The sequence below is a fragment of the Vibrio cortegadensis genome, from assembly GCF_024347395.1.
GTDB classification, from domain to species: Bacteria; Pseudomonadota; Gammaproteobacteria; order Enterobacterales; family Vibrionaceae; genus Vibrio; species Vibrio cortegadensis.
This window is the reverse complement of the sequence record NZ_AP025472.1, coordinates 1,561,079-1,582,040: the sequence shown is the minus strand read 5'-3', so window position 1 is coordinate 1,582,040 and position 20,962 is coordinate 1,561,079. Positions and strand designations below refer to the sequence as shown.

At 41.1% G+C, this 20,962-nt stretch carries 22 protein-coding genes; 15 read left to right on the top strand and 7 right to left on the bottom strand.

Going from position 1 to position 20,962, the window contains the following annotated elements:
• Position 1: 1 nt before the first annotated feature.
• Positions 2 to 1,195, bottom strand: a complete 1,194-nt coding sequence (locus OCV39_RS07595) for an FIST signal transduction protein (protein ID WP_113796744.1) — start codon at positions 1,193 to 1,195, stop codon at positions 2 to 4.
• Between the two features lie 92 nt (positions 1,196 to 1,287).
• Entirely contained in the window at positions 1,288 to 1,644 is a 357-nt protein-coding gene (locus OCV39_RS07590) for a hypothetical protein (RefSeq protein ID WP_017051531.1), read from the bottom strand.
• Between the two features lie 255 nt (positions 1,645 to 1,899).
• Here OCV39_RS07590 and ccoN point away from each other — a divergent pair, with 255 nt between their 5' ends.
• The 10 genes from ccoN (at position 1,900) to uspE (ending at position 10,878) form a co-directional block, all read left to right on the top strand.
• On the top strand, positions 1,900 to 3,327 hold the full coding sequence (ccoN, locus tag OCV39_RS07585) for a cytochrome-c oxidase, cbb3-type subunit I (RefSeq protein ID WP_171756754.1): 1,428 nt from the start codon (positions 1,900 to 1,902) through the stop codon (positions 3,325 to 3,327).
• 12 nt (positions 3,328 to 3,339) lie between these two features.
• Positions 3,340 to 3,960 carry a cytochrome-c oxidase, cbb3-type subunit II gene (ccoO, locus tag OCV39_RS07580; protein WP_017051533.1) on the top strand — a complete coding sequence of 207 codons (621 nt, stop codon included), beginning with the start codon at positions 3,340 to 3,342 and terminating at the stop codon, positions 3,958 to 3,960.
• Between the two features lie 9 nt (positions 3,961 to 3,969).
• Positions 3,970 to 4,149, top strand: a complete 180-nt coding sequence (locus OCV39_RS07575; protein ID WP_017051534.1) for a CcoQ/FixQ family Cbb3-type cytochrome c oxidase assembly chaperone — start codon at positions 3,970 to 3,972, stop codon at positions 4,147 to 4,149.
• On the top strand, positions 4,149 to 5,129 hold the full coding sequence (gene ccoP, locus OCV39_RS07570) for a cytochrome-c oxidase, cbb3-type subunit III (RefSeq protein ID WP_017051535.1): 981 nt from the start codon (positions 4,149 to 4,151) through the stop codon (positions 5,127 to 5,129). The genes OCV39_RS07575 and ccoP overlap by 1 nt, the downstream gene beginning before the upstream one ends.
• Before the next feature lie 83 nt (positions 5,130 to 5,212).
• Entirely contained in the window at positions 5,213 to 5,692 is a 480-nt protein-coding gene (locus tag OCV39_RS07565) for a FixH family protein (RefSeq protein WP_017051536.1), read from the top strand.
• 4 nt (positions 5,693 to 5,696) lie between these two features.
• Positions 5,697 to 8,069, top strand: coding sequence for a heavy metal translocating P-type ATPase (locus OCV39_RS07560; RefSeq protein WP_261888180.1), 2,373 nt, complete (start codon positions 5,697 to 5,699; stop codon positions 8,067 to 8,069).
• A 1-nt stretch (position 8,070) separates the two neighbouring features.
• The gene (gene ccoS, locus OCV39_RS07555) at positions 8,071 to 8,292 is read left to right on the top strand and encodes a cbb3-type cytochrome oxidase assembly protein CcoS (protein WP_261888179.1); all 222 of its coding nucleotides are present in this window, start codon (positions 8,071 to 8,073) and stop codon (positions 8,290 to 8,292) included.
• Positions 8,282 to 8,962, top strand: coding sequence for a sulfite exporter TauE/SafE family protein (locus OCV39_RS07550; RefSeq protein ID WP_261888178.1), 681 nt, complete (start codon positions 8,282 to 8,284; stop codon positions 8,960 to 8,962). Before ccoS ends, OCV39_RS07550 begins: the two co-directional genes overlap by 11 nt.
• An 87-nt stretch (positions 8,963 to 9,049) precedes the next feature.
• Positions 9,050 to 9,796: an FNR family transcription factor gene (locus OCV39_RS07545; protein WP_017051540.1), complete on the top strand. Its 747-nt coding sequence runs from the start codon at positions 9,050 to 9,052 to the stop codon at positions 9,794 to 9,796.
• Between the two features lie 134 nt (positions 9,797 to 9,930).
• The gene (gene uspE, locus OCV39_RS07540; protein WP_171756750.1) at positions 9,931 to 10,878 is read left to right on the top strand and encodes a universal stress protein UspE; all 948 of its coding nucleotides are present in this window, start codon (positions 9,931 to 9,933) and stop codon (positions 10,876 to 10,878) included.
• A 143-nt stretch (positions 10,879 to 11,021) separates the two neighbouring features.
• Here the strand turns inward: uspE and ttcA are convergent, their stop codons facing one another.
• The 4 genes from ttcA to OCV39_RS07520 all read right to left on the bottom strand — a co-directional run bounded on the left by ttcA (position 11,022) and on the right by OCV39_RS07520 (position 14,542).
• Complete coding sequence (ttcA, locus tag OCV39_RS07535; RefSeq protein ID WP_017051542.1) at positions 11,022 to 11,915, bottom strand: tRNA 2-thiocytidine(32) synthetase TtcA; 894 nt, start codon at positions 11,913 to 11,915, stop codon at positions 11,022 to 11,024.
• 261 nt (positions 11,916 to 12,176) lie between these two features.
• Complete coding sequence (locus OCV39_RS07530; protein ID WP_017051543.1) at positions 12,177 to 12,839, bottom strand: DUF2987 domain-containing protein; 663 nt, start codon at positions 12,837 to 12,839, stop codon at positions 12,177 to 12,179.
• Positions 12,840 to 12,912: 73 nt separating this feature from the next.
• The gene (locus tag OCV39_RS07525; RefSeq protein ID WP_261888177.1) at positions 12,913 to 13,743 is read right to left on the bottom strand and encodes a glucosaminidase domain-containing protein; all 831 of its coding nucleotides are present in this window, start codon (positions 13,741 to 13,743) and stop codon (positions 12,913 to 12,915) included.
• Positions 13,736 to 14,542 (bottom strand): DUF2189 domain-containing protein, encoded by an 807-nt coding sequence (locus OCV39_RS07520; RefSeq protein WP_261888176.1) that lies wholly within the window; start codon positions 14,540 to 14,542, stop codon positions 13,736 to 13,738. The genes OCV39_RS07525 and OCV39_RS07520 overlap by 8 nt, the downstream gene beginning before the upstream one ends.
• A gap of 325 nt (positions 14,543 to 14,867) precedes the next feature.
• Here OCV39_RS07520 and potA point away from each other — a divergent pair, with 325 nt between their 5' ends.
• From potA to OCV39_RS07495, 5 genes are all read left to right on the top strand, one after another.
• Complete coding sequence (gene potA / locus OCV39_RS07515) at positions 14,868 to 15,986, top strand: spermidine/putrescine ABC transporter ATP-binding protein PotA (protein WP_017051546.1); 1,119 nt, start codon at positions 14,868 to 14,870, stop codon at positions 15,984 to 15,986.
• A complete protein-coding gene (potB, locus tag OCV39_RS07510) occupies positions 15,970 to 16,827 on the top strand; it encodes a spermidine/putrescine ABC transporter permease PotB (protein ID WP_029203243.1) in 858 nt (285 codons plus the stop codon). Before potA ends, potB begins: the two co-directional genes overlap by 17 nt.
• Positions 16,827 to 17,597: a spermidine/putrescine ABC transporter permease PotC gene (potC, locus tag OCV39_RS07505; protein ID WP_113796727.1), complete on the top strand. Its 771-nt coding sequence runs from the start codon at positions 16,827 to 16,829 to the stop codon at positions 17,595 to 17,597. The genes potB and potC overlap by 1 nt, the downstream gene beginning before the upstream one ends.
• Positions 17,598 to 17,714: 117 nt before the next feature.
• On the top strand, positions 17,715 to 18,749 hold the full coding sequence (locus tag OCV39_RS07500) for an extracellular solute-binding protein (protein ID WP_261888175.1): 1,035 nt from the start codon (positions 17,715 to 17,717) through the stop codon (positions 18,747 to 18,749).
• A gap of 132 nt (positions 18,750 to 18,881) precedes the next feature.
• Positions 18,882 to 19,919: an extracellular solute-binding protein gene (locus tag OCV39_RS07495; RefSeq protein WP_261888174.1), complete on the top strand. Its 1,038-nt coding sequence runs from the start codon at positions 18,882 to 18,884 to the stop codon at positions 19,917 to 19,919.
• A 104-nt stretch (positions 19,920 to 20,023) separates the two neighbouring features.
• Here the strand turns inward: OCV39_RS07495 and cobB are convergent, their stop codons facing one another.
• Positions 20,024 to 20,761 carry a Sir2 family NAD+-dependent deacetylase gene (gene cobB, locus OCV39_RS07490; RefSeq protein WP_171756744.1) on the bottom strand — a complete coding sequence of 246 codons (738 nt, stop codon included), beginning with the start codon at positions 20,759 to 20,761 and terminating at the stop codon, positions 20,024 to 20,026.
• Positions 20,762 to 20,962 lie beyond the last annotated feature (201 nt).

Below are 20,962 nucleotides of genomic sequence, written 5' to 3'. Positions count from 1 at the left end.
ATTACCCTGTAACTTTGTGAAATACGGCTGATGAAATCATTAGGTTACCATGCCCGTTTTCACCACCTATGAAGCGCCCTTGCTCACCAAATGTAAAAGGACAGATGAATGGCTTACCGTCTAAGGCGGTGTTTATCTGATCACAAACGGCGTCGATATCTTGCCTTAAGTGAAGCATAGGTCCGGCGCAAAAAATATTGATACCACCAAGCCTTTCCATATCTTCAAGTTTTTGATTATAAGCGGAATTAACAACTCGTGCGGCTCGGCCGATAAGATGTGTTTTGTTTCCAACCATAAGGTAAATCTTCTCACCTTCTTGGATTGAAGTAAAAAGCTCGATTCCTTGAGATGGTGTCTCCCTTATTGGATGTGATAGTTTGTAATAAGGCTGTTCGTAAATATATCCTGCGATTCTACCTAATGGGTAAATAGTGGCCTTGTCGAATAAGTAACCATCAGAAGTTAAATTGCCTAGATGATGATCTGTCCAATAATGGTAGACTTCTAAAGCGGGTTTGTGATCGATTTCTAGTAGCTCTCGACCACGGGCCTTCGTGATTGTACCTTGGTATTCGGTGGCTGAATGCCCGGCACTGAATGAGGTGAAAATTGATTGAGATGAATAGACGAGAGTGACGCTGACACCTGATTGGCAATGTGATTTTTCGTTGAAAATAGACCACTTCCCGTCAATTGTGTTATCAGCCGCACTTCCTCCAATGATTGCAACGAGTGTTCCGAATTTCTTATCAATACAAGCAATCATTCTCTCTTCATCACCTGGCGTAGCATGGAGAATGATTAAACTCGGCACTTCACCGATTCGGTCGGCACTTAACATTGCCTCATCTAATGCTTGAGCAATGGCGGAATCAATATTTTCTCTATCATCTGAGTAATGAGATAAACCTGTCCCGTAGGCGTTTATACCTAAGTCAGAGATGGCTAATATGCCGACCACCGGCCCTGAATGATAGCCTTTTTCCGTCATAATACCTTGGCAAGAACTGCAGCCTTGGATCGGTATATTCGGAAATGCTTCGACCAAATGTTGTGATAATAATTCTGAACAATACTCTTCAGTGTAGTAACAAATCAAGCTGCTGATATTTGTTGTTTTGAGTTGCTGCTTAAACTCTAAAGCGACATTTCGTTCATCTGTATTATTGGATGTCAGAGAGATAAATTGCATGATTTGTTTCACATAGTAAAGAGTAAGCGTTATACCTGTTTAACGGTATCTGAGGAGCAATATCGGTGTTATTTACAATAATACTGGTAATATTAATTTAACAGCGCTAAGTAAACAATCTCATTTTCTGACGATATTTTTAATTTAACGTTATTACTTTGCTTAGTAATGATGAGCTTTTTATCATGTTGAACAATATTCCCGGAGCCCTCGATTATTTTTGCCTTAATTGTTAAATTTTCGGGTGTATTTAGAGTGATACCTGTAGAGTGATTTGTAACCAATAAATTTGTTTCATTGATCTGAAACTCGCAAGTTTCTCCAAGTTTACATGTGATGTTTTTCTCATCTTTATAGTTAATTGTACGCCATGTGAATGCGACGATTAGAAGACTTAACATGATGATTATTTGAACTAATCTACCTTTCGTTAGCTTTTGAGCTGCCATTTTTACTCTCTCTCCTTGCAACAAACTTCAAAGTTTTTAAATAAAAGCATAAATCCAGACCACAGGTAAGGTTACTACTCTGTCATTGAATTGTTAATTCACGTATAGTGTTGCGTTGAAAATGCCTCTTTTTTTAAAATTAGTAAGTAAACATAAAGTTCTGAATAAGTACTGTTTTCTTGTCGATTGGGGGGCATTACGACATTTGTCGTGTTGGAAGTAAAGTGTAGTTAATTAGAAATTGGAAGCATGCAAATGAGCCAAGAAAAGCAGCTTGAACAAAACTACAACTATACAGTCGTTCGTCAGTTTACCTTAGTTACTATTCTCTGGGGTATTGTCGGTATGGCTGTTGGTGTTTTGATTGCCGCTCAATTAGTTTGGCCACAGCTGAACTTTGATACGCCGTGGTTGACGTATAGTCGCTTACGTCCCCTGCATACTAATGCGGTTATTTTTGCGTTCGGTACAAGTGCCCTGTTTGCAACATCATATTATGTTGTTCAGCGTACCTGTCAGACGCGTCTATTTGGGGGCCCTCTGGTTCCATTCACTTTTTGGGGATGGCAAGCCATAATTTTAGCCGCTGCAATATCTTTACCTTTGGGTTACACCTCTGGCAAAGAGTACGCAGAACTAGAATGGCCTATTGATATTGCTATAACACTTGTATGGGTTGCTTATGCCATCGTGTTCTTTGGAACATTGATAAAGCGTACAACATCACACATATACGTAGCTAACTGGTTCTTTGGAGCCTTTATCCTCACTGTCGCAGTACTTCATATTGTGAACAGCATGGCAATCCCTGTCTCTTTGGGTAAATCTTATTCGATTTATTCTGGTGCAGTAGATGCGATGATACAGTGGTGGTATGGACACAACGCCGTAGGTTTCTTACTTACAGCTGGCTTCTTAGGAATGATGTATTACTTTGTCCCTAAGCAAGCAGAACGCCCTGTTTACTCTTACCGTTTATCAATTGTTCACTTTTGGGCTTTAGTATCTCTGTATATTTGGGCTGGTCCTCACCACCTTCATTACACAGCCCTACCTGATTGGACTCAGTCTATCGGTATGGTAATGTCGCTTGTTCTGTTCGCTCCATCTTGGGGTGGTATGATCAACGGTATTATGACCCTATCTGGTGCATGGCATAAACTTCGTTACGATCCTATTCTACGTTTCTTAATCGTTTCACTCTCTTTCTACGGCATGTCGACTTTTGAAGGTCCGATGATGTCTATTAAGACAGTAAACGCATTATCACATTACACTGACTGGACGATCGGCCACGTGCATTCTGGTGCATTAGGTTGGGTTGCTATGGTTTCAATTGGTTCTGTATACCACTTGATCCCTCGCCTGTTTGGTCAAGAACGTATGTACTCTGTAAGCCTAATCAACGCTCACTTCTGGTTAGCAACAATTGGTACTGTTCTTTACATCGTAGCAATGTGGATTTCTGGTGTTATGCAAGGTTTGATGTGGCGTGCAGTTAACTCTGATGGCACATTGACTTATAGCTTTGTTGAATCAGTACAAGCGTCTTACCCATTCTACTTCGTACGTTTCTTAGGTGGATTTATCTTCCTAACTGGTATGTTCTTACTTGCATACAACGCGTACAAAACCATCACTGCACCGAAAGATAGCCTTAAAGCTATCGTTCACCCGGCATAAGGAGATTTAAGAATGAGCTCAAATTCGAATAATCGCCACGAAATAGTTGAACGTAATGTCGGTTTATTGGCAATTTTGATTGTTTTTGCAATCAGCCTAGGTGCATTGGTAGAGATCACTCCGTTGATTTTCCAGAAGCAAACGACAGAGCCTGTTGAGAACTTACGCGTATACTCTGCGCTAGAAATGGAAGGTCGTGATGTTTATATCCGTGAAGGATGTAATGTTTGTCACAGCCAAATGATTCGTCCATTCCGTTCTGAAACAGAGCGTTACGGTCATTACTCTGTTGCTGGTGAAAGTGTTTGGGAACACCCATTCTTATGGGGTTCTAAACGTACTGGCCCTGATCTTGCTCGTGTTGGTGGTCGTTACTCTGATGAGTGGCACCGTGTTCACCTGATTGATCCTCGCGAATTAGTTCCTGAATCAAACATGCCTGGTTTCCCATGGCTTGCAGAGAACGAACTAGATGGCAAACTTACGCAGCAGAAGCTTGAAATATTCCGTAATCAATTTGGTGTTCCATACACTGACGAACAGATTGCGAATGCTTCAACAGATGTTGTTGGTAAGACTGAGATGGATGCTGTTGTTGCATACTTGCAATCTCTCGGTCATGCAATGAAATAAGGTGTAATTATGGATATTATTACTTTTCAAAGCATTTGGACCGTTACCGTTTTTGTTTGTTTCATTGGTGTAGTTTGGTGGGCTTACGGTAAAAGCCGTAAATCTCGTTTCGACGAAGCCGCTAATCTTGTATTCGCTGATGAACCAAAAAAAGAACAACATCCTAACCAACAAGGAGTGACTAAGTAATGACTACATTCTGGAGTCTCTGGATCATCGTAATTACTGTCGGTACGCTTGTGGGTTGTGCTGTTATCTTGACTTGGTGCCTAAAAGATAAAATGGGTGTTGAGGATGGTGAAGACATGGGCCACGAATACGATGGTATTCGTGAACTCAATAACCCACTGCCTAAATGGTGGACTTATCTGTTCATCAGTACCTTTATCTTTGCTGCTGTTTATTTAGCGCTATATCCAGGTTTAGGTAACTTCAAAGGCTTACTAGGCTGGCAGAGTTCGGATCAACTTGTTCGCACTGTTGAAGAGTCTAAGGCGTCGATTCTTGCTTCTCAAGAGAACAAACGCCCTGTTCAATACGCTAAAGAACTTGATGATGCGGAAACCTATTTTGGTGAAGCATTTAAACGCTTAGCTTATGATGAATCAGGCAACAACCTGCGCTCTATCCCTGATATTGCAGCGGATCCTGATGCAATCAAAGTTGGCCAACGTCTGTTCCTACAAAACTGTTCACAGTGTCATGGTTCAGATGCTCGTGGTCAGAAAGGTTTCCCTAACCTAACTGATGACGCTTGGCTATACGGTGGTGAGCCTCAAGCTATTGTAACGACGGTTATGAAAGGCCGTATTGGTGCAATGCCTTCTTGGAAGGATGCTTTAGGCGAGCAAGGCGTTAAAGAAGTCGTGAGCTACACGCTAAGCCTATCGGGACGTAAAGTTAACGCTCGTGAAGCTGAGGCTGGTAAATCTCGCTTCGTCGTGTGTGCTGCTTGTCACGGTACAGATGGCAAAGGTAACCCTGCGGTTGGCGCACCTGATTTAACCGATCACGATTGGTTATTTGGTGACTCACGTGCAGACGTAACAGAAACTGTAATGAATGGACGTTCTGGCGTAATGCCAGCTTGGGACGGTATCCTAGGTAAAGACAAAGTTCAGTTAGTTTCAGCGTACGTTTGGAGCCTAAGTAATTCCGATAATAAGTAACATTTCAATAACAGCCCCTATCTAAGGGGCTGTCTTTCCTATAGTTTATAAACTTTCTTATTTTAGTCGTTGAGATCTTTTTTATGGTAAAGCCTTGGTATAAACAATTCTGGCCGTGGTTCTTGATTTCGATGCCACTTGTCGTTGTGGTATGGACCGTTATTACTGTCATCGTGTTTTCGCAAAACTCTGTTTCTTTAGTGACTGAGGATTACTATAAAAAGGGAAAAGGCATCAACATTGATTTATCAAAAATCAATGTCGCGAAAGAACTAGAGCTGAGTGCTTCTGTTTTTTCAGACGAAAATGATGTTGTTATCTCATTTAACAAGGGACAGTTAGATCACTACCCTGCGCTTACAGCAATGTTTGTTCACCGAACTTTACCTGACCGAGATTTCACTCAGTTGCTTACATCGGATGCAAATGGTGATTACCGTCTAACGCTTGATAAAGCGATGCAAGGACCTTGGTTTATCGAGCTTACTCCGCATAATGCAGAGTGGCTTGTTCAAGGTCGTGTTACTTTTCCTAGTGAGTCCCCTACAGAACTAATGAACTAAAACTATGTGCAAATCGTGTTACCACTGTGGTGAAGAAGTACCAGCCAACACGGACTTTCAAGTTGAAATTTTAGGTGAAAATAGGGAGATGTGTTGCCCTGGTTGTGAAACCGTCGCCCAAACCATTGTCGAAAGTGGACTTGAATCGTACTATCAATATCGTACTGCTCCAGCTGAAAAGGCTGATCTTGTACCGGAACAATTACGCGCCCTAATTCATTATGACAATGAAGACGTGCAGTCTGAGTTTGTTCGTAATTCAGAAAATAGTGCAGAAGTCACTCTCTCTTTAGAAGGCGTGTCTTGTGCCGCTTGTGCTTGGCTGATTGAAAAGCAGGTCTCTTCTCAAGCGGGCGTATTTTCAATTCGTGTGAATACTACAACCAACCGTGCAATTCTCGGTTGGGATAAAACTCAAACTCGATTGAGTGAACTTTTAGGTGTTATCCATCGCTTAGGATATAAGGCTGCACCTTTTGAAGCGGATAAACAAGAAGCCGCGTACCACGAGGCGATGAAGCAATACCTCTATCGTTTAGGGATTGCTGGCCTTGCAACAATGCAAGTGATGATGCTTGCCGTTGCGCTCTACTTAGAAGTCTTTGGTGATCTTGAGCCGGAGTTCAAGCATTACTTCCGTTGGGTCAGCTTAATATTCGCGACACCTGTACTCCTCTACTCTGCGCTTCCTTTCTATACCAACGCATGGCGTAGCATTCGTGCTCGAACGCTTGGTATGGATGTTCCCGTATCTATCGCGCTTATTTTTGCTTATGTCGCTAGCCTTATCGCAACGGTGACTGAGCAAGGTGAAGTATTCTTTGAATCAATTTCAATGTTCACTTTCTTCTTATTAGTGGGCAGATATTTGGAAATGCGAGCGAGACGCAAAGCTGCTGCGGCAAGTGGAAATTTACTTAAATTAATCCCTGCCATTGCAACGACGTTAGATGGAGATCAAGTACCAGTCAGAACGCTGAAACTAGGAGACCAAATACGTGTACGGCCTGGCGAACATATTCCTGCTGATGGGGTCATTTTATCTGGCCGCGTTCACATTAATGAATCCATGCTGACCGGTGAGTCACTCCCTGTTGTTAAAAAGGTTGGTTCAACCGTATTTGCTGGAACATTAAATGGTGATGAATCATTCGAACTAGAAGTGACTTCATCGAAAGCAGATTCAATGATTTCGAATATTGTTCGTCTTCAAGATGAAGCGCAGATGTCAAAACCACAAATTGCTCAAATTGCAGATGTAGTCGCGCGTTATTTTGTCGCTATTTTATTAGTTATTGCTGGCTGTACTTGGCTGTATTGGCACCAGTCTAAACCTGAAGATGCATTTTGGATCATGCTAGCAGTATTAGTGGCAACCTGCCCTTGCGCACTATCTCTTGCTACGCCAACCGCTATTACTTGTGCGACTTCTCGCATGGGTAACTTTGGTATTCTTCTACGTAAAGGTCATGTGTTTGAAACTTTGTGTAAAGTGAATCATTTAGTGATTGATAAAACAGGTACTTTGACTAAAGGTGACGTTGTCATAAGTAAAATCGACGTTCTTGCTGAGATTGATGAAGCATCCTGCTTGTCTCTTGCTGCTGCTCTTGAAAGCCATGCTAACCACCCGATAGCCAAAGCATTTAGAGAATATAGCGACAATGAGGTTTCGCTCTCTGATGTAAATAATATTATCGGCTCTGGGATTATTGGTCATTATAACGGTTCAGAATTGAAAATTGGTAGTGCCCTATTTGTATTGAACAAACAGCAAACCGTGCAAAGTAACTGTGTTTACCTTTCAATGAATGGAAAGCATATAGCAACTTTTCATTACAGTGATCCTATTCGTAAAGAGAGTGTAAACTTCATTAAGAAATTTGCACAAGCAGGAATCAAGACCACGTTGTTGACTGGCGATTCGTATGCCAATGCTAAGTTAGTCGCCGATGAAATTGGTATTAATGAAGTGATTAGTGATGCGAAACCAGAAGATAAGCTTAGTTTTTTAAATCACCTCAATGATGGGCAAATCACCATGATGGTTGGTGATGGTATCAACGATGCACCAACACTTGCTGGTGCTCACCTGTCTGTCGCGATGGGTGGCGGTACAGATGTAGCTAAAGCTTCTGCTGATATGGTTCTTCTTGGAGATCGTCTTGACCGATTACTTGAGGCTCGAACTCTGGCACTTAAAACACGTAAGATAATTCGCGAAAACTTAGCTTGGTCTTTAGGTTACAACCTGCTAATTTTGCCTCTCGCGGTTTCAGGACTTGTTGCGCCATATATTGCCGTTGTTGGTATGTCGGCAAGTTCTATTATCGTAGTCTCCAACTCACTTCGATTACTTAAAGACCAAGGTAAATAAGATGGAAAGCCTTTATATTCTTATCCCCATAGCCATCGTTTTGGTTTGTATCGCCGTTGCTATTTTTCTTTGGGCGGTGAAAAGCGAACAATTCGAAGACTTAGAGCGTCAGGGGCACAGTATTTTATTTGACGAAGATTTACCAAAAACGAAAGAGGAATCAAAAAAACTAGACGAAGTAGCGTCAAACCATCCAGGATCAGGAGATAAAAATGGCGCCTGATTGGCTTGCTGCTTTTGCTATCGGTTTGATTGGTGCTGGTCATTGTATGGGGATGTGCGGTGGTATAGCTTCCATGCTGTCGATATCCAGTAATAATTCTTCACATCGATTCACAATTCCCATTTTTTATAATATTGGCCGTTTGCTCAGTTACACCCTTATCGGAGCTCTAATTGGCGGGACGGTATCTAGCCTAACCAATTTAACGGATATCAATCATGGGCTAGTTTGGTTAAGATTTTTAGCCGCGATTTTCATGATTTTGTTGGCCTTTTATATCGGTCGTTGGTGGCATGGGCTATTGGTGATTGAGAAGTTGGGCCAAAAATTATGGAAATTCATCTCCCCTGCAGGTAAGTCATTGTTGCCATTGAAGTCTTCGGTGCATGCACTGCCGTTTGGCTTTATATGGGGTTGGCTACCTTGTGGGTTGGTTTATTCAACTCTTACTTGGTCTGCGGTGTCTGGGAGTGCCTTTGATGGCGCTATCATCATGCTCTCTTTTGGACTGGGTACTTTACCTGCGATGTTGCTCGTCGGTATTGGGGCGTCTTACCTTAAAACTATTCAGCAATCCCCTACTTTCCGCAATGTTGGTGCCTTAATGATCCTAGCTTACGGGCTGTATACTGCTATTAATACTATCAATATCCTCGCGTTTACCGTATGACAGAACGCTGAAAAGTGCCTTTTTTGCTACCCTTTGGTAGTAATGGATGCTAAAATATTGACGTATATCAAATAGTGAAAGGTTATTATGATTTCTGAAAAACCTGCGACGAAACGTATTCAGTCTGGTGGATGTGCAATTCACTGTCAGGATTGCAGTATTAGTCAGCTGTGTATTCCGTTTACACTGAATGAATCAGAACTTGATCAACTTGATCAAATTATTGAACGCAAGAAACCAATTCAGAAAAGCCAAGAGCTTTTTAAAGCTGGGGATGAGCTTAAATCGTTGTACGCAATACGCTCGGGTACAATCAAAAGCTATACGATAACTGAGCAAGGTGATGAACAAATCACTGCTTTTCATTTAGCTGGCGATTTGGTCGGTTTCGACGCAATCACTGATGATGCGCACCCAAGTTTTGCTCAAGCTCTAGAAACATCGATGGTTTGTGAAATCCCATACGAAATTCTAGATGATCTATCAGGTAAAATGCCTAAGTTGCGCCAACAGATCATGCGACTCATGAGTAACGAGATTAAAGGTGATCAAGAAATGATTTTGCTTCTTTCTAAAAAGAATGCAGAAGAGCGTCTTGCCGCTTTCCTTTACAATCTTTCTACTCGTTTCTCTCAACGTGGCTTTAGCCCACGAGAGTTTCGCTTAACAATGACTCGCGGTGATATTGGTAACTACCTTGGCTTGACCGTTGAAACCATTAGCCGCCTGCTTGGACGCTTCCAAAAGTCGGATATTTTAAGTGTTAAAGGTAAGTACATTACGATCATCGATCATGATGCTTTGATGGAACTTGCTGGTGTTTCAAAAGAGTAACAGCCAATTCTATGATGTAGCTCGAAGATGAGCTACATCAATTTTCTCACCAAATTCCCTCTGTTTTCCTAATAATCTCGTAAGAACTACGCTACAGTAACCATATGGTTCTACTCCAATTAGTGGGAGTTTCTATGAGTATTTACAATAAAATCTTAGTTGTTGCTGACATTAATCATGATGCGCAGCCTGCCCTTGCCAGAGCGATGCAGCTTGCTCGGAAAAGTAAATCCAAAAGTCATGTTCAGTTCTTCCTGTCTATTTATGATTTTTCATATGAGATGACATCGATGCTTTCTGTGGATGAGCGTGATGCAATGCGACGTGGCGTGATCCATCAACGTGAACAGTGGATGACAAAAGTTGCTGCGCAATATATTGATGACTCAATAGAGTTTTCCGTCAAAGTGGTTTGGCACAATAGGCCTTATGAAGCCATTATTGCGGAAGTGTTCGGTGGTGGTCATGACATTTTGATTAAAGGGACGCGTAAGCACGATATTCTAGAATCTGTTATTTTCACTCCTACTGATTGGCACTTATTGCGCAAAGCGCCGTGCCCTGTCTTGCTGATTAAAAACTCTGATTGGCCTGACAACCCCAACATTCTTGCATCGGTTCACGTTGGTTCAGAAAATGATACTCACCTTGATCTCAATGATTGCATGGTTGAGCAGGTCAAGAATTTGAGTGAGCGATTGGGTGCTACGCCCTACTTGGTGAATGCTTACCCAGTCACGCCAGCAAATATCACTATCGAGCTGCCTGAATTCGACCCTGCAACCTACACCGATGCTGTGCGTGGGCATCACTTAACATCGATGAAAGCCTTAAGACAGAAGCATGGCATTGACGAAGAGTTCACCGTTGTAGAGCAAGGGTTACCTGAAGACATCATTCCTGAAACGGCGAGCAAATTGAATGCCGCAATGGTTATTTTAGGAACAACGGGAAGAACGGGACTCTCTGCTGTATTTATCGGTAACACCGCAGAGCATGTGATCGATAAGATAAATTGTGATGTTCTTGCGTTAAAACCAAAAGGTTATGTTAGCCCTTTAGATCCTAGCCAAACCGCGTAATTAGGATTGGATTTCTCGCAAGACTGACTGTTTTTCAGTATAAATAAAAAGCCCCAGCTTGATTTTAAGTTGGGGCTTTTTTGTAGCGCTTTATTCAGCTTGTTCGTCTAAGGGCTAAAGTTTATAGCGCCTACTAGAGAACGCTAGATATTAGCAACATTGATATACATAGATTCGTCAATATTCGTTGAAGAAATAGTCTCTTCGTTAAATAGGTACTCTGGTTTTTCAGTGCTACGATCAAGAGGTAAATTCACAAAATCGAACAGCTCTTTATCCGCTAGCTGGCTTGGGCTAATGTTTTGTAGAGATTTGAAAATCTGATTAACTCGGCCAGGTGTTTTCTTATCCCAATCAATAAGCATCGCTTTAATGCTTTGACGTTGAAGATTTTCTTGTGAGCCACAAAGGTTGCAAGGAATAATCGGAAACTGTTGGTGCTCTGCGTACTGAATTAAGTCTTTTTCTCGGCAGTAGGTCAAAGGGCGAATAACAACGTTACGACCATCATCTGAACGAAGCTTAGGTGGCATCGCTTTTAAACGAGCACCATGGAACATGTTTAAGAACATAGTTTCAACGATGTCATCTAGATGGTGACCTAATGCAATTTTAGTCGCGCCAATTTTCTCTGCAAATGAATAAAGAGTACCACGACGTAAACGAGAACAAAGTCCACATGTCGTTTTGCCTTCTTCGATTTTCTCTTTTACAACGGAGTAAGTATCTTTGTCGACAATATAGTAATCAATACCAAGACTCTCGAAATATTCAGGCAAAACATGCTCAGGGAAGCCTGGCTGTTTTTGGTCTAAATTCACCGCAACAACGTTAAACTTCACTGGAGCTGCTTTTTGAAGTCTTAGCAAAATATCCAACATCGCAAATGAATCTTTACCACCACTAATGCATGCCATTACAACGTCATTTTCTTCAATCATGTTGTAGTCGATGATCGCATTACCTACATTACGGCGTAAACGCTTCTCAAGTTTGTTAAATTCTACGTTATCTTTTTGGCTATCTGTTTGATTCATTGCGAGTTCTCATACCATCGATAAAATCGACGTTGATGTTATGTTGGATTCAATTTAGGGCGGCGATTATACGGAGTTTTAATGAATCATGGAATACTCAGATCAACAAAACTGAAGTTAACAACTTGAGTGGCGGAAGTAAGATGAAATTATCAGGACGTTTAAATATGCGAGGAGATAGGTTATTACTTTATTTAACCGGGCCTTTAACCTGACCCGGCTAGTGCTGCTTTATCTTTGTACTGCTATCTTAGTACTGTCTTATTCTTGTGTCGCTGAGGGTAAATAAGGAAGCACACGCAAGGTCTCTTGAGGCAAAGTCAAATAGCCATCTTGTGGAATATCATTCAACGTAATAGCCGCTTTTCCGTTTTCAATAGGAATCACTTTTCCATTTGATACGTTGATATGACCATTAATGTTGTTTGAGAATTCAAGTGTTAACCCTTGAACTTCCGGCGTAAACCAACTGGCAAACATGCCGCCTAAGTCTTCAAGCATCACTTGCATTTGAGGTAATAATTGTTCAACTTGCGCGTAATTAACTCGGCCTTCTAGCGGTTTCTTAGTCATCACAACCAATGAATAATCGCACTGAACACTTTCCTCTGTCTGTACGAAAACTAATGGATTAGCTGATTTCAAGTTCATATCAAAAGGGATCGGTAATTCATTCGAACTTGGAATGACGAACTCTTCATAATGCTCTTCTTTCTCCATCCAAGCTTTGTCAATCGTACAGATTTTCTTTGTATCAGCATCAACAAAGAACACTCCGACTTTAACATCGTCATGCCCCTCTTTATTATTATTCTTTATTTGGCTATAAAGCTTTGAATAAGTAAACATGTACTCTTGAGCGTGAGCGGTACTGACAGATATTCCAAGAAACAATCCAATTAGTGCGAGCGGTAATTTTTTCATTATTATTCAATTCTTATAAAATTAAAGGCTGTAAGTCAAAGCAACAAGTAAGTCTATCATTGAAGAGTTACTTCTATTGTGACCAAAACGATTTGTTGTGACGGATCATCGCTTGTAAATCATCAACATAACTTTGGCCTCTTTCCGAGTATTTAAGTAAACCATTAGTCAGTGCGGTTGCTGTTTGCTCCGAAAGTAAGTTCTCTCCTTTTTCCAAACGATCTGCGCGTATTATACGTAACTCTTTATAAGCTGCATTTCGATTCACATTCATAAAGTATCGGTGAATAGACTCTTGTACCGAGCTGAACTTTGCTACTTCGTGCGTAGCCTCTCCTGAGCGTTTTAAAGGCACAACGCCACAACCTTTTGTGTAACACCATTGTCCAAAGAAGTTGTTTGCGCTAGTGGCGAAACGAGAGGTTCCCCATGCCGACTCATTAGCTGCTTGCGTTAATACTAATGCTTCAGGAAGAACGTTGACTCTAAGTAGCATCTCATCTAACCATTTTTGATTGACGCTGGATTTAGTGACAGGGTAACTATATAGTTTCCCTAAACGTTGAGCGTAATCAAGTTGTTCAGAATCTACCTCACCTTCTGCAACGCCTTTTCCTAAGGTTGTCAAAAAGGTACGTTCTTTTTCAATGCGACTATTTTCGATCATGACACCAGGTCGCATAAAATCAAAAAACGCCTCTTTCTTCTCTTTAGCATTGCTCAATGCTGCGAAATCCGGGAGCCCTGACGGAAGATACGATAATGAAATATCACTTTTTGAGTTTTTGTTTGCTCTCTCTGCTTGAGCTTTTTGTTCCTCGACTTCAACTCTATTTTGTTGGGCGATAAACAGGCTACAACCTGCAATAAGGCTAACGGCAGCCAAGCCAATTTTTTTACGCATTAAACACCTGAGGGTCGTTGTCGTTATCATCGTCGTTTTTGTTCGGTCGATCTGAAGCGACTATTTTTAGCTTAATACCAAACATTTCACGATAAATAATGCCTTTAACGTGGAAAAAGAAAGGAAGAACGAAGATCAATCCAATGCCATAAAACATTGCTGCAATGACAAACATCATCATCACTACCATGTAGAGTGCGGTAACTTGTAGGATTTTTTTATTCACTGCACGTAGAGAAAGCAACAAAGACTGCATCGGAGAAACACGTTTCTCACAAATCAACAGGATAGAGTTACTAAATGCAATGGATAAGTACATTGAAAGAAATGGGATAATCATTCCTGCGACACCTTGCAACATCAGGCTAAACAGTGTTGCTAGAATCACTGGAATTGTAAATTGTAAGCCTTTGGATATATGGCGAGGCTTAGTTTGTAAGCCAGCAATATGACTCATTGCCATTAGACTGACCCCCGCATAAATCGGGGCGCTGACCACTTCGTAGCTAAAGTTAGCCACAAAAATAGACTCGACAATCGCCGCATTAAATAATTCCGGGTTCTGAATGGCATCCAATATCATGCCTGGTTCGCCTAGTTGCAGTTTTAACGCGATATAAAAAATACCGATCTGTACTAACAGTAGAATAATTATCGCTGGTGAAAATGAGAGAAAGTGTCTGATTGTGTATTTCCATGCCTCTTGAAGCACCGCTCCCACATTCAAATCATACTTACCTGAAAGCGCGCGTTCTACACTACCGCCTAAATTGAAATCTTCTTCGATATCGTTGTTCATATCTTTTCCTAGGTTAGTCTTCTTGTGAAGCTACCTAACTTGTTGATAAAAATTAGTACCATTATACGTAAATGTTACTAACACTAAAATCAGAACGCTATGATGCGCTTGATTTATTGTCTATTTGTTCGATAATTAGCCACTAATATGGTTTGAAACCTTAATCGAATCAGTATGGTAAGTAATATTTACTTTTACCTGCAAAATTTTTTGTGTTTCAAGATAAGAAAATGCTTTGAATTCACACTTTTGGTGATTATGATGCGCGCCTCAAAGTGTATAGCAATCGGTCATAGATTTTGACCAAGGTGGAGATAGAGATACGTTGAACGCCAAACAAACAGTAGATAAACCAGTTATTCAATTAACGGGTATTAGCAAAAGTTTTGATGATAAAGAGATCATCGGAAATCTTAGTTTAAACGTCAATCATGGTGAGTTTCTTACCATATTGGGTCCTTCTGGTTGTGGAAAAACAACCGTGTTGAGGATGATTGCAGGGTTCGAAACTGCCGATACAGGAACTATTTTGTTAGAAGATCAGGATGTTACTGATGTTCCTGCTGAGCAAAGGCACGTTAATACTGTATTCCAAAGCTATGCTCTTTTTCCGCATATGACTGTATTTGAAAACGTGGCTTTCGGGTTACGTATGCAAAAAGTCGCTAAGGATGATATCGAACCACGTGTGATGGAATCATTACGAATGGTGCGTTTAGACAGTATGGCTCAACGTAAACCTCATCAACTGTCTGGTGGACAACAGCAGCGTGTCGCGATTGCGCGTGCTGTGGTGAACAAGCCAAAGGTTCTTTTATTAGATGAGTCTCTTTCTGCATTAGATTACAAATTGCGTAAACAGATGCAAATTGAGTTAAAGCAGTTGCAACGTAAACTTGGTATCACGTTTATTTTTGTCACTCACGATCAAGAAGAAGCGCTATCTATGTCTGATCGTATCATTGTTATGCGTGATGGCGTGATAGAGCAAGATGGCACACCTCGTGAAATTTACGAAGAGCCTAAGAACCTATTTGTTGCTCGCTTCATTGGTGAGATTAATGTCTTCAATGCCACCACAGTTAAGCGTGTTGATGAAAAGAGAATATTAGCGAATATCGAAGGCACTGAAGCCGTTGTTTATCATGACTTAGCGGTTAATGAGGGTGATAAACTGCAAGTATTACTTCGCCCTGAAGATTTGCGTCTCGAAGAGATAAAAGAGAACGAGCAGCGCGGCATTGTTGGTCATGTTCGAGATCGAACATATAAAGGTATGACTTTAGATTCGGTTGTTGAATTAGAATCAGGTATGCGTGTCATGGTTAGCGAATTCTTCAATGAAGATGATCCAGATGTGGATCACTCATTAGGTCAAAAAGTTGCCGTTACTTGGGTTGAAAGCTGGGAAGTGGTATTAAGCGATGATGAGCAAGACATTTAATCTTCAAAAAATAATCATCACTGTAATCGTTAGTTGGTTAGTTCTGTTCGTCATGATCCCTAACATAATGATTATTGGAACGAGTTTTTTAACCCGCGATGAAGCTAATCTTATCGAGATGACATTCACCTTCGATAACTATTTGCGTTTAATGGATCCGCTATATATTAAAGTGCTATGGCATTCCTTTTATATGGCTATCGTTGCGACGTTGTTGTGTCTTTTCATAGGTTATCCATTTGCTTATATTGTGGCAAAAATGCCCGCAAAATGGCGACCAATTATGTTGTTTTTAGTGATTGTTCCCTTTTGGACAAACTCACTGATTCGTACTTACGGTTTGAAAATCGTTCTTGGTACACAAGGCATCTTAAATAAAAGCCTTATTGCCATGGACATCATAGAGAAGCCAATTCGTCTTATGTATACAGAGACAGCGGTCATGATAGGTTTAGTTTATATTCTACTGCCTTTTATGATTTTACCGCTCTACTCTGCGATTGAAAAATTGGACAATACATACATCGAAGCAGCAAAAGATCTTGGTGCTAACAAGCTTCAAACCTTGATTAAAGTCGTTTTGCCATTAACGATGCCGGGAATCATCGGTGGGTGTCTTTTGGTTCTGCTTCCAGCATTAGGCATGTTCTATATTGCCGATTTATTAGGCGGAGCGAAAAACTTACTGATCGGTAACGTAATCAAGAGTCAAGTATTGAATGCAAGAGATTGGCCATTCGGTGCTGCGACGAGTATTGCCCTTACCGCAGCGATGGCGGTGATGTTATATGCTTATTATCGTGCAGGTAAAATGATGAACAGAAATGTGGAGCTTGACTAATGGGACGCTCAATTAGATTCAGTTTCATGGCGCTGGTTTATGCTTTCTTGTATTTGCCAATTATTGTGCTCATTGCTAATTCATTTAATGCCAACAAGTTTGGTATGAAATGGGGAGGCTTTACGACAAAGTGGTACGAAGCTTTAGTTAATAACGATAGTTTAATGCAAGCCGCATGGCACTCGCTTAATATTGCGATTTTTTCTGCCACCGCTGCAACCATTATTGGTAGCCTCACAGCCGTTGCACTATTTCGCTATCGGTTTAGAGGAAAAGGTGCCGTGAATACCATGCTATTTATCGTAATGATGTCGCCAGATATTGTGATGGCTATTTCATTACTGGCTCTGTTTTTGGTTATGGGTGTTCAGCTTGGGTTCTTTACTCTGTTGGTTGCTCATATCACATTCTGCCTGCCCTTCGTTGTAGTAACGGTTTATAGTCGTCTTAATGGATTTGACGTGAAGATGCTAGAAGCAGCAAAAGACCTTGGTGCGAGCGAATGGACAATCCTTAAACAGATAATATTGCCATTAGCGAAACCAGCGGTTGCTGCGGGCTGGCTATTGAGTTTTACGCTCTCATTGGACGATGTGATTATCAGCTCTTTCGTTACTGGGCCTACATATGAAATTCTACCATTGAAAATATACTCAATGGTTAAAGTTGGTATTTCCCCAGAGGTGAATGCTTTAGCGACCGTAATGTTAATCGTCTCGCTGACTTTGGTCGTGAGCTCACAGCTCCTTGCTCGTGAAAAGATCAAGTAATCGCAGGCAAGTATTAACGGCAGTATTTAAGTTTTAAACCAAACAGAATGGCAATTGTCATTCTGTTTTTTTATCTATCACCTACTCTATCTGTAGGTATTTTTGGAGTTACACTCAATGAAAAAATGGGCTACTTTATTTGCTAGTAGTGCATGTGCGCTTTCTATGTTCATCGGAACAGCATCTGCGGACGAAAACCAAGAGCTAGTATTTATGAATTGGGGACCGTACATTAACGGTGCCCTATTGGAGCAATTCACCAAAGAGACTGGCATTAAAGTTATCTATTCAACTTATGAATCGAATGAAACCTTATATGCAAAACTGAAGACGCATAATAAAGGGTATGATCTGGTGGTGCCATCAACCTATTTCGTCGCAAAAATGCGCGATGAAGGTATGCTACAAAAAATAGATAGAACCAAACTGAGTAATTTCAATAAGCTTGATACTAACTATCTCGATAAGCCATTTGATCCAAACAACGATTACTCTATACCACATGTGGTTGCGATTACTGGTTTGGCGGTGAATACCGATATGTATAATCCTGATGATTTCACTAGTTGGGGAGATTTGTGGAACCCTGACTTAGAAGGTCAACTGATGATGATGGATGACACTCGCGAGGTTTTCCATATTGCCCTTCGTAAATTGGGCTATTCAGGTAACAGCACAAACGAAAAGCAAATCGACGAAGCGTATGAGGAGTTGAGAAAATTGATGCCGAACGTGCTCGTTTTCAATTCTGATAACCCTGGAGCACCGTATATGTTAGGTGACGTAGGTGTAGGCATGTTATGGAATGGCTCGGCGGCAGCGGCACAAGCTGAGGGATTACCGTTAAAGCTGATCTTCCCTGAAGAAGGTGGGATTGGTTGGGTTGACAACTTTGCCATAAGTTCTGGGGCTAAGAATGTAGAAGCGGCACATAAGATGATTGATTTCCTGCTTAGAGCTGACATAGCAGAACAAATATCTCGTGATACCGGTTACTTAACTGCGGTTGCAGAATCGAATGAGAAATTCAAAGGCATTTCTGCCCTATTCCCTTCGCAAGATGATCTCGATAGAGTTGAGTGGCAAGATTCAGTTGGTGATAAAACCATCAAATATGAAGAATACTTCTTGAAACTGAAAGCTGGCCAATAATTCAAACTGTATTTATTTTAAAATAGGTGGCTTATGCTGCCTATTTTTCGTTTGGGCTGATATACTTTGTCGCGATAAATAATTTCCATTCATTGCCCTTATGGGCTCTCTAACAATACGAACGGATTAGTAATGAAAAGTAAACTGTACGCTGGTGCATTATGCGCTGCAACTCTGCTCTCTACCCCTTCATTCGCGGCTGACCAAGAGCTTTATTTCTATAATTGGTCTGAATACATTCCAGCCGAAGTGCTTGAAGATTTCAGTAAAGAAACGGGCATCAAAGTCATTTACTCGACATACGAATCGAATGAAAGCATGTATGCGAAGTTAAAGACTCAAGGTACAGGTTACGATCTAGTCGTACCTTCAACTTACTTTGTCTCTAAAATGCGCAAAGAGAGCATGCTTCAAGAGATTGATAAGACCAAACTATCTCATTTTGACGATCTTGATAAAAACTATTTAGATAAGCCATTCGACCCAGCGAACAATTTCTCTATCCCTTATATTTGGGGCGCGACAGGCATTGGTATCAACTCTGATATGCTAGATGGTGCTTCCGTTAAAAACTGGGGCGATTTTTGGGATGATCAGTGGGAAGGTCAACTAATGATGATGGATGACTCACGTGAAGTCTTCCATATTGCTCTTAGTAAATTAGGTTACTCACCTAACACAACTAACCCAGACGAGATCAAAGCGGCGTACGAAGAACTACGCAAATTGATGCCAAACGTATTGGTTTTCAACTCTGATTTCCCTGCAAACCCATATTTAGCGGGCGAAGTATCACTTGGTATGTTGTGGAATGGATCTGCTTACATGGCTCGCCAAGAAGGCGCTTCTATTGATATGATTTGGCCAGAAAAAGGCACAATTTTCTGGATGGATAGCTTAGCGATCCCAGCTGGCGCAAAAAATGTAGAAGCGGCACATAAGATGATTAACTTCTTACTGCGCCCAGAAAATGCAGCGAAAATTGCACTTGAGATTGGTTACCCAACGCCAGTTAAAACTGCTTACCCACTACTACCAAAAGAGTTTGCTGAAGATAAAAACATCTTCCCACCTCAATCAGTTATGGATTCTGGTGTCTGGCAAGATGAAGTTGGCGCAGCAAGTGCTATCTATGATGAATACTTCCAAAGATTAAAAGTAGACAACTAAGTCTTCAACTAGTCTCAGGCTTTAACTAATGATAAATATCTTTAGTTAATATAAAAAATAAAGCGGCGTTGGCCGCTTTATTTGTATCTGAGCATTATAATTTGTTAGGCGCTTAATTCCGTGTCATCGCCCATGAGCAGTAGCTCTTCGACCAGTTTAGGTACTTCCAGCCCCGCTTTACCATATCGCTTCTCTTCAAACTCACTCTCAACGGCACTCGGCTCTAAGTTGATTTCGATGGTATGTGCGCCATGCATTTTTGCATCATGTACAAATCCAGCGGCAGGATAAACCACACCAGACGTGCCAATTGAGACAAACAGATCCGCTTCTTCTAAGGCTGAGTATATATCGCCCATTCGCAGTGGCATCTCACCAAACCAAACAATATGTGGTCGCATTTGAGCCGGGATTTGACAGCAATGGCATAGCTCACCAGTTAGAATATCTTCCGAATGCTCTAACACCTGATTAGATTCACTGCATCGCGCTTTTAATAGCTCACCGTGCATATGAATGACATTCTTGCTGCCGCCTCGCTCGTGAAGATTGTCAATGTTTTGAGTGATGATGGTGACTTTGCCATCCAGTTCAGATTCAAGCTTGCCAAGAGCATGATGCGCTGGATTTGGTTTTATAATGTCAGATTGGAGTTTAGCCCGTCGTTGATTATAGAATTCCTGAACTAAGTCCGGATTACGTTCAAAACCTTCGGGGGTGGCAACATCTTCAATACGGTGGTTCTCCCATAAGCCATCTTGAGCTCGGAAAGTTTGGATCCCCGACTCAGCTGAGATCCCAGCACCAGTTAGAATGACAATATTTTTATATGGAAAGTTCATGGGATATCCTTATATACATTATTCGATCCTTTTATCAGCTTAGCACTGTTCAAAAATCAACAATAGTTATAAGGATTAGACAATAGTCTTAGAATACAAGCTAATAAGTTAAAATGTGAAACAGGTAGCAAGCTCAATGTTCTAGATGAGATACCCAATTACAAAGAGCGACCGAAAGCCGCTCTTTAGAAGCGATTATTT

Coding starts and splice junctions, on each gene's coding strand:
- OCV39_RS07590 (WP_017051531.1), bottom strand. CDS start 1,644: ATGGCAGCTCAAAAGCTAACGAAAGGTAGATTAGTTCAAATAATCATC.
- OCV39_RS07565 (WP_017051536.1), top strand. CDS start 5,213: ATGGTAAAGCCTTGGTATAAACAATTCTGGCCGTGGTTCTTGATTTCG.
- uspE (WP_171756750.1), top strand. CDS start 9,931: ATGAGTATTTACAATAAAATCTTAGTTGTTGCTGACATTAATCATGAT.
- OCV39_RS07595 (WP_113796744.1), bottom strand. CDS start 1,195: ATGCAATTTATCTCTCTGACATCCAATAATACAGATGAACGAAATGTC.
- ccoN (WP_171756754.1), top strand. CDS start 1,900: ATGAGCCAAGAAAAGCAGCTTGAACAAAACTACAACTATACAGTCGTT.
- potC (WP_113796727.1), top strand. CDS start 16,827: ATGGGACGCTCAATTAGATTCAGTTTCATGGCGCTGGTTTATGCTTTC.
- potB (WP_029203243.1), top strand. CDS start 15,970: ATGAGCAAGACATTTAATCTTCAAAAAATAATCATCACTGTAATCGTT.
- OCV39_RS07495 (WP_261888174.1), top strand. CDS start 18,882: ATGAAAAGTAAACTGTACGCTGGTGCATTATGCGCTGCAACTCTGCTC.
- OCV39_RS07560 (WP_261888180.1), top strand. CDS start 5,697: ATGTGCAAATCGTGTTACCACTGTGGTGAAGAAGTACCAGCCAACACG.
- ccoO (WP_017051533.1), top strand. CDS start 3,340: ATGAGCTCAAATTCGAATAATCGCCACGAAATAGTTGAACGTAATGTC.
- cobB (WP_171756744.1), bottom strand. CDS start 20,761: ATGAACTTTCCATATAAAAATATTGTCATTCTAACTGGTGCTGGGATC.
- OCV39_RS07530 (WP_017051543.1), bottom strand. CDS start 12,839: ATGAAAAAATTACCGCTCGCACTAATTGGATTGTTTCTTGGAATATCT.
- OCV39_RS07575 (WP_017051534.1), top strand. CDS start 3,970: ATGGATATTATTACTTTTCAAAGCATTTGGACCGTTACCGTTTTTGTT.
- OCV39_RS07500 (WP_261888175.1), top strand. CDS start 17,715: ATGAAAAAATGGGCTACTTTATTTGCTAGTAGTGCATGTGCGCTTTCT.
- OCV39_RS07545 (WP_017051540.1), top strand. CDS start 9,050: ATGATTTCTGAAAAACCTGCGACGAAACGTATTCAGTCTGGTGGATGT.
- ttcA (WP_017051542.1), bottom strand. CDS start 11,915: ATGAATCAAACAGATAGCCAAAAAGATAACGTAGAATTTAACAAACTT.
- OCV39_RS07550 (WP_261888178.1), top strand. CDS start 8,282: ATGGCGCCTGATTGGCTTGCTGCTTTTGCTATCGGTTTGATTGGTGCT.
- ccoP (WP_017051535.1), top strand. CDS start 4,149: ATGACTACATTCTGGAGTCTCTGGATCATCGTAATTACTGTCGGTACG.
- OCV39_RS07525 (WP_261888177.1), bottom strand. CDS start 13,743: ATGCGTAAAAAAATTGGCTTGGCTGCCGTTAGCCTTATTGCAGGTTGT.
- ccoS (WP_261888179.1), top strand. CDS start 8,071: ATGGAAAGCCTTTATATTCTTATCCCCATAGCCATCGTTTTGGTTTGT.
- OCV39_RS07520 (WP_261888176.1), bottom strand. CDS start 14,542: ATGAACAACGATATCGAAGAAGATTTCAATTTAGGCGGTAGTGTAGAA.